The organism is Brucella sp. HL-2 (genome assembly GCF_025846885.2).
In the GTDB taxonomy this organism is placed as follows: domain Bacteria; phylum Pseudomonadota; class Alphaproteobacteria; order Rhizobiales; family Rhizobiaceae; genus Brucella; species Brucella quorumnocens.
This window is the reverse complement of record NZ_JAOYTK010000052.1, coordinates 1-6,540: the sequence shown is the minus strand read 5'-3', so window position 1 is coordinate 6,540 and position 6,540 is coordinate 1. Positions and strand designations below refer to the sequence as shown.

The following is a 6,540-nucleotide window of genomic DNA, read 5'->3' as shown; positions in this document are numbered from 1 at the left end:
CCACTCGCTCAACACCAGACCGCGCAAAACGCTCGGCTGGAAAACACCTGCTGAAGTTCTCGACCAATTTCTGGCAATGCAATAAAAAAGCCCTGTTGCGACGACCGATTGAATCTGCCCAATACGTGTCAATCAAGTATTCCGAGCGGCTGGCGGAGGCAGGCATCGAGCCGTCAGTCGGAAGTGTTGGCGATTCCTATGACAACGCTCTCGCCGAAACGATCAACGGCCTTTACAAGGCCGAGGTAATCCATCGCCGGGGACCATGGCGCAACTTCGAAGCGGTGGAGTTCGCCACGCTCGAATGGGTCGACTGGTTCAACCACCGCCGCTTTCTCGAGCCCATCGGAAACATTCCTCCAGCCGAGGCCGAGCAACGCTACTACGCCATGCTGGACGAACCAGCCATGGCCGCATAACTTAAACCAAACGGTCTCCGGCAAACCCGGTGCGGTTCAGTTCGAAGCATGAACAGCACGGAAGGAATTAAGGCATCGGTCTATACCCGTTGGCATCAACTCGCGGTACCATTGGCCTTCGCGCTCGGCGCGGGGAGCTTCCTGCTCGTGGTGTTCAATCGCGGCCCGTTAGGCTTGGCGGGAGTGGCGGCCCTAGAGCGCCGTGCGCCCTCTTGGGCGCACAAAGGTCGCTCTAACACTTTATATTTACAGCATAATTTTACCTTAAACTGATTCAAGTTTAAGGAATTATGCTCTAATTGGCCTGCTGGTGCCGCCCTTTATAGCCTTCAAGGGTTTTCCAACCCGCAATTTGATAAAGGTCACTCTCGACGGCTTGGAGTTCTCACGCCGTGCGCCGGTCGCTTTTTCTGACTTGACGAGTTGGGGCACCGACGACCTTCTCAAACTGGTCCGTCAGGGGCATCCAACGCTGCTCGAGAGCGCTCGCGACTTGCCAAACCTCGAACGGTTGCTGCTCGAGTTCCAAAACGGGCTTGAAGAATGGCAGAAGAGGCAACTCCCCGGTACGAAACCTGCGCGCCGGACCCATTTCTACGGTTCCCATCATGGGAACAGAAGAATAAGGCGGTGCAATCTGACGCACGTTCTGACCGTCGTAACGGTTCGTACAAGACCCAAACGCGCACTCACCTCATCCATCGTCCCGTAAAGGACATCGTTCCGCAGGTCAGCGGAATTTTTAAGCTTCATTTAATGCAAAGCGCTGGATCAGGCCGGAATCTCCCCCTCATTCTCCGCTCCATTGTTCCGATCTGACGGCCATCAATTTCAAACAGGTCCAAGACTGGGCTTCCTTCAAAAATCAAACACCGAGACCATAGGAAGCTGTAGCAAACTTATTGGGAACACATGTCTGACAAACGGCCCTTTGGGTTGCCCAAAAATTACGAACCTGCGAACCAATCCCAGGGAACAGTACAGTCGGCTGGTGCTTCACGCATCATGCCGGATATTGAGATGCGGTGAGTATCGAATAAGATCATCGCATGAGTTTTGATTCTCTATCCCTCCCCAAGTCAGCAACCACGCTCTGGCAAACAGTTGCGCCGCTCGTGCCGGTGGTCATCGTTGTTATTGTCGGCTCGCGAATTCCATTGCCCGGCATCGACACCTCTGCCGTGGCCGAACAGGCGATTGGCTTGTCCAACGATGCGATAGCGCGGTTCTCTGTATTTGCTCTTGGAGCCATGCCACTCTTTACTGTGCTCACTTATGCGGAAATCGCGAAACTGGCCTTCCCCTCTTTCGCGCGTTGGCAGGCGGCTTCTTCAGAAAACACCTTTCGGACGAACGTCTTCATCAAGTCCTTTGTTCTCCTGCTCGCCGCCATACAAGGGGTATGGCGTCATGAGCGCGCTTGCGGCCATGGAGCTCATGGATGGCTCTCTGGGCGTGACGAGCGCAGGGGTTATGTCATTCGTCGGCGCTTCCGCGGTGATGATCTGGCTGGCCGACATGGTGCGCGTATCCAATCTGGGGAATGGCGTCTGGTTGCTGCTGGCGGTTCCTCTGCTCGGGACATTGCCACGTGAATTCGTCACGTCGCTCGAACTGACGCGCTTTGGTGCGGTCTCCGCCATGGACTGGCTGATTGAACCTGCGAGAGACTTACCATGGCTGATGAAACCACTGCAAACGTAAACCAGACTGCAACCGGCACACAAACTGCTGAGCCAGTTGGCACTGCGCCGAAGACACCTAAGCCGCGCAAAAAAGCAGACGCCACACCTGCAAAAACAAAGGCAGCGCCCGCTCTCAAACCAGCCAAGGCGCCTAAAGTTACCGCAAAAGCATCGAAAGTCTCGCCTGTTGCCGCTGATGCTCAACCGCGCAAGGTGAGAAAATATACTCCTGCCGAGCGTGCCTCCCTGCTCGCGTCTATCGAAAAGGCAATAAAGAGCGGCAAGACCACTCTTAAAGCCGCACTTCAGCAAGTAAATGTCGGAGAACAGACCTATTATAACTGGAAGAACGCTGCCGCAAAAGCTTCACCGACAGGCAAGTCCTCTGCGGGTGACGATCTGAGTGCACTTGTGGCGCTCGAAGCTGAAAATACCAGATTGCGCAAGGAGTTGGCCACTAAGCTGCGCGCGGAGAATGCTGAGCTGCGCAGACGCCTTGGCCAGGACTAATTATCATTTTCACGTGCGGTATGCCCCATTTTTTAGTTTCTGTGCTTGAGTTGGTCTTGGCGATCTGCTCAAGCAGAAATTGGTTTAATCTTGGGAGAAACTAAGCACACTACGCGTCAAATAAGCACCAAGGTTATCCGCGCAGCTGGGCAAATTTTTGTCATTATCCATTGAAGATCTCGTAATCTCCCGCAAAATGGAATCGAAACCAGTTCCTTTGAAAAGGGATTCGAAGGCGATCTTTGACTGGAGCTGGCACTCTACTTCAAGTCGGCAGTGTTTTGTCTAGGATACCTCGCTCAGCCAAACGGGATGGAGTAATCGGCTCAAGATCGTCCATTCCTCTTGGAGGCGAGAAAAATGAGCACCACAATACTGGCAGGCGCAATAAAGAGATGCTGTGCTCATAAATGCCCAAATTCGGGATGACACCGAAAGCTCATTGATAACTTTCATTACCAATCTTTGTATAGTAGAGTTCTACAGCCGCTCGATAACAATTCCGGCGATTACTTACTGAGGGGTTGATTGATGGGGATTGAAAGCGGCCTCGGACACACAAGTCCATCATGGTTCACTGCTCCAGGCGAAACAGACATGCTGGCGTGGGTGGGGTTAATACTTATCTGTGTCGCGCTCTATGGGATTGTGACGCTTTATGCAGTCTTCGACCGTTGGGCGGAGCACAGGTCGAAGGGGACCCCCCTAGCTAAGACAATCCCAACATTGTTGACGATTGCTCTCCTCTACGAGATATTTCCGCTTGAGCATTTCCACGTTTTTCTTCCATTAACTGCAATCCTCCTCGCTTTATTGGCGGACTGGTCGCGCTTCCATTTGCCGAATATTCACGAAGTCGTGCCCGAAGCCGCTGCTTCGCCGGTCGTAGTCCCGCCGGAGCCGAGCGACGAAGTTGTTGCCATGAGCCCCGCCAAACCAGAGGAGCCCCAAGATGCTTGAGCTTCTCTTTACTTCTTTTCCAGTCATTATCCGTTACTACCAGTTGAGACGCCGGGGCGAATCCATGACGGTATGGAACATGCGGACCGCGGTGTTCCTGTGGGCCATTCTGGCCTTTTTCCTTTTCGTCGTGATCTTCTACTTCCACCCAAAATCATATTCTGGCCTGGTACCCTTTCGTACCGTGTCAACCGTAGCGCAAACCAGTGGCCCCGTAACCGAAATCGCCGTACGAAATTGGCAGAGGGTTTCCGCCGGTGACCTACTCTTCCGGATTGAAAGCAGCGCGCAGAAAGCGGCGCTCAAGCAAGCCGAAGCCGAATTCGACAGAATTGCGGCCGCAGAATCGAAAGCCAGTGACTCCTTGAAGGTCGCGCAGGCGAGTGTGGTCGAGTCGAGTGCATCGCTGGAAAAGCTGAAAGGTGACCTCAAGAACGCGCAGGCTTTATTCGCTAAGAACGCCGGTACGAAGGATACTGTGCGCCTAGCGGAATCAGCTTTCCAGATTGGCGAGGCCGATCTGGCGGCGGCACAGGCCCAGCTGAGCCTGGCGCAAGTGGAAATTTCTCAATCGCTTCCCGCGCAGCACAAGGCTACCGAGGCGGTAGTCGAAAGCGCCAGGGTCGCGCTGAGCATGACAGAGGTTCGCTCGTTCACCGACGGTGTCGTAACCCAATTGTCCTTGAGCGTGGGAAGTCCTGCGTCAACTCTGATATTGAGTCCAGCGATGGTGATCATTCCCGACCGTCCAGATGATCTGCCGCTCAGGATTACAGCGGGCTTTTCACAAGTTACGCGCTCGACAATCTATGAGGGAATGCCCGCAGAAATCGCCTGTGACAGCAATATTGGCTTGTCCTTCAGCAACACAGTTCTGCCTGCACGGGTCGTTCATGTGCAGCCCGCGATCTCAACAGGTCAGATTGTGCCGGGAGGACGACTGGTTGAACTTAATGGGCGAGCGCCACGCGGATCGCTACTTGTCTACCTGGAGCTTGAGCATAAAGAACATGAGAAGATCATGCTCGACGGCACGGGTTGCCTTGTTCAAACCTACACCAACAATATTGGTGGATTTACAGGACACCTCATTGCAGCCACGGGCGTTGTGAAGGCTGTCGGCCTACGCCTGAAGGTATGGGGCTCGCTGATTGCAGGAATCGGTCTTGCAGGAAATGGCAACCACTAAAGTCTGGGCTACGACCGTTTGATTTCTTATTGCAGGGTCGCGAGAGTGAAGACCTTGCTATTTTCGGATTCATAGAGGCTATTATGGTCTCAGTTGGTGCGCCCGCCGCTTCATGCGATAGTGTTCTATGATTGTTTAACTGCGACAGTCACGTTGATCCGAGGACAACTTTCAAATTAGACGCATAGTCAATAATAGCAATTACTGACTTTCAACTCGTAGCGGTGATCCGCATTAGCGTCATGCCGCTGCATAAGTTTATGCGGCCCGTGATCGTAAGCGGAGAAACCTTAGGCGATTTGCCAAAAGACCAATCAGTTCCCTACTGGCCAGTGCGATCAAATGGCTTCGGGGAGGTTGGTAAGCGGCCCATGAAGCGCTGGCAGGTCTTGTCCCAAGGGAGCACGGAAGCCACGCTTATTTACTCAGTATACTGTTGTGGCTCGATTTTCTTGAACTCAACAGTGTAGCCAAGCCTGAAAAGGACCAATCCAATATAGCGAATGGACGGGTTCACACCTTCCATGAAAAGTTGACTGACCCGCGACCGGGATACGCCCAGAGTATCGGCAAGGTCAGAGTGTGACATGCCTCGCTCGCTGAGGGCGGTCTTAAGGGTTTCTTGAAACGCGATTACACAGTCTTCGGAAACGTACTTCTCTACGTCATCCCAACGCTTCATTATTCTTGTCATGTATTCACCTCTCAATCCTGATCAACACCCCCGATTATTGGAGTGGGTGCTTTAGGGAATGTTCTGACGCTAGGCATATCTACGCATCGCCTGTAACTTTACACCAGCCATTAGTACTTCCCTATGTAAAGGGATCGAGTGCAATAGGATAAGACAGTGTGAGGATATTGTAGCATTTGTGATGGTGAAAGGCGAACGTGGGGATGGTTCGTTAAAGTTGGCCAGAGCGGCCGATCAACTTAACAGCCTTGATACTCGCCCACTGCGCCGTTTGGCATTGTTGTAGTAGCCGGACGCCTGCTGTACGGAGCGATGGCGGGATTGTTCCATCGCTTCTGGAAGCGGAATGCCGCGATTGGCGGCCTAGGTGAGAAATCCGGAGCGCAGGCCATGGGCCGAAAATTCATTCGCGTTGAGGCCAGCCATTTGCGCGCGCTGCTTGACAATTCGGTTGATGGCACTCGGCTCGATCGCCCGCGCCGAAACATTGCCCCATCGATCGACTTTTCGAAACACGCCGCCCTTGTCGATCTTGGCCGATTCCAGCCAGAGGGTAAGGGCTTCGACGGGACGGCCAGTAAGATAAACGATTTCGTCTTGATCGGCGCCACTGGTTTTGGTGCGGCCGAGTTGGATGCCAAGCGAGGGGAGGGGAGAGCCATTCTCATCGGGGACCGGCGGCTGTCTGACGAGTTGTTCAGTTCGCATTCCAGCAACTTCACTGCGACGGCGTCCGCCGGAGGCAAAGGCCACCATCAAAATGGCCCGGTCGGGCATCGCGGTCAGATCGTCGCCTGAACAGGTCGCGAGCAGTTTGCCCAAAATGTCGCCGGTGATGGCATTGGCACTCTTGCGGCTTCGCGGACGGCGAGGCGGATAACTGATTTGACGGCCGGTGACGAAAATGCACCCTCCAGGCCACGCCAGTGGGGGTGCGGACGAAAACTTGGACTGGTTTTACGTTACAATGCCAAGACTGTTTCGATATTCGATTGGGCTTCGAGCGCCAAGTGATATCTTGATCCGCTTCTCGTTGTACCATCGAATGTAGTCATCGACTTCCTTGATAAACTGCTCAAGTGT

8 protein-coding genes and 1 pseudogene are annotated in these 6,540 nt (G+C 53.6%); 6 read left to right on the top strand and 3 right to left on the bottom strand.

What is annotated here, in order from left to right:
- From OIV19_RS23230 to OIV19_RS23205, 6 genes are all read left to right on the top strand, one after another.
- A partial coding sequence (locus tag OIV19_RS23230; protein WP_264234253.1) for an integrase core domain-containing protein occupies positions 1-419 on the top strand: 419 nt, incomplete at its 5' end.
- A gap of 310 nt (positions 420-729) precedes the next feature.
- On the top strand, positions 730-1,131 hold the full coding sequence (locus OIV19_RS23225; protein WP_264234251.1) for a hypothetical protein: 402 nt from the start codon (positions 730-732) through the stop codon (positions 1,129-1,131).
- A gap of 337 nt (positions 1,132-1,468) precedes the next feature.
- Positions 1,469-2,014, top strand: a complete 546-nt coding sequence (locus tag OIV19_RS23220) for a hypothetical protein (protein ID WP_264234250.1) — start codon at positions 1,469-1,471, stop codon at positions 2,012-2,014.
- Between the two features lie 81 nt (positions 2,015-2,095).
- Entirely contained in the window at positions 2,096-2,614 is a 519-nt protein-coding gene (locus OIV19_RS23215) for a transposase (RefSeq protein ID WP_264234248.1), read from the top strand.
- Between the two features lie 531 nt (positions 2,615-3,145).
- Positions 3,146-3,574, top strand: coding sequence for a hypothetical protein (locus OIV19_RS23210; protein ID WP_264234246.1), 429 nt, complete (start codon positions 3,146-3,148; stop codon positions 3,572-3,574).
- Positions 3,567-4,763 (top strand): biotin/lipoyl-binding protein, encoded by a 1,197-nt coding sequence (locus OIV19_RS23205; protein WP_264234244.1) that lies wholly within the window; start codon positions 3,567-3,569, stop codon positions 4,761-4,763. The genes OIV19_RS23210 and OIV19_RS23205 overlap by 8 nt, the downstream gene beginning before the upstream one ends.
- 421 nt (positions 4,764-5,184) lie before the next feature.
- On the opposite strand, the gene OIV19_RS23200 is transcribed toward OIV19_RS23205, so the two are convergent.
- The 3 genes and pseudogenes from OIV19_RS23200 to OIV19_RS23190 all read right to left on the bottom strand — a co-directional run.
- Positions 5,185-5,445, bottom strand: coding sequence for a helix-turn-helix domain-containing protein (locus OIV19_RS23200; RefSeq protein WP_264234242.1), 261 nt, complete (start codon positions 5,443-5,445; stop codon positions 5,185-5,187).
- 246 nt (positions 5,446-5,691) lie between these two features.
- Positions 5,692-6,383: pseudogene (locus OIV19_RS23195) on the bottom strand (tyrosine-type recombinase/integrase); the annotation flags it as partial.
- Positions 6,384-6,414: 31 nt separating this feature from the next.
- Positions 6,415-6,540: IS3 family transposase (locus OIV19_RS23190; protein WP_264234255.1), on the bottom strand; the 126-nt coding region annotated here is incomplete at its 5' end.

Coding starts and splice junctions, on each gene's coding strand:
- OIV19_RS23200 (WP_264234242.1), bottom strand. CDS start 5,445: ATGAAGCGTTGGGATGACGTAGAGAAGTACGTTTCCGAAGACTGTGTA.
- OIV19_RS23205 (WP_264234244.1), top strand. CDS start 3,567: ATGCTTGAGCTTCTCTTTACTTCTTTTCCAGTCATTATCCGTTACTAC.
- OIV19_RS23220 (WP_264234250.1), top strand. CDS start 1,469: ATGAGTTTTGATTCTCTATCCCTCCCCAAGTCAGCAACCACGCTCTGG.
- OIV19_RS23215 (WP_264234248.1), top strand. CDS start 2,096: ATGGCTGATGAAACCACTGCAAACGTAAACCAGACTGCAACCGGCACA.
- OIV19_RS23210 (WP_264234246.1), top strand. CDS start 3,146: ATGGGGATTGAAAGCGGCCTCGGACACACAAGTCCATCATGGTTCACT.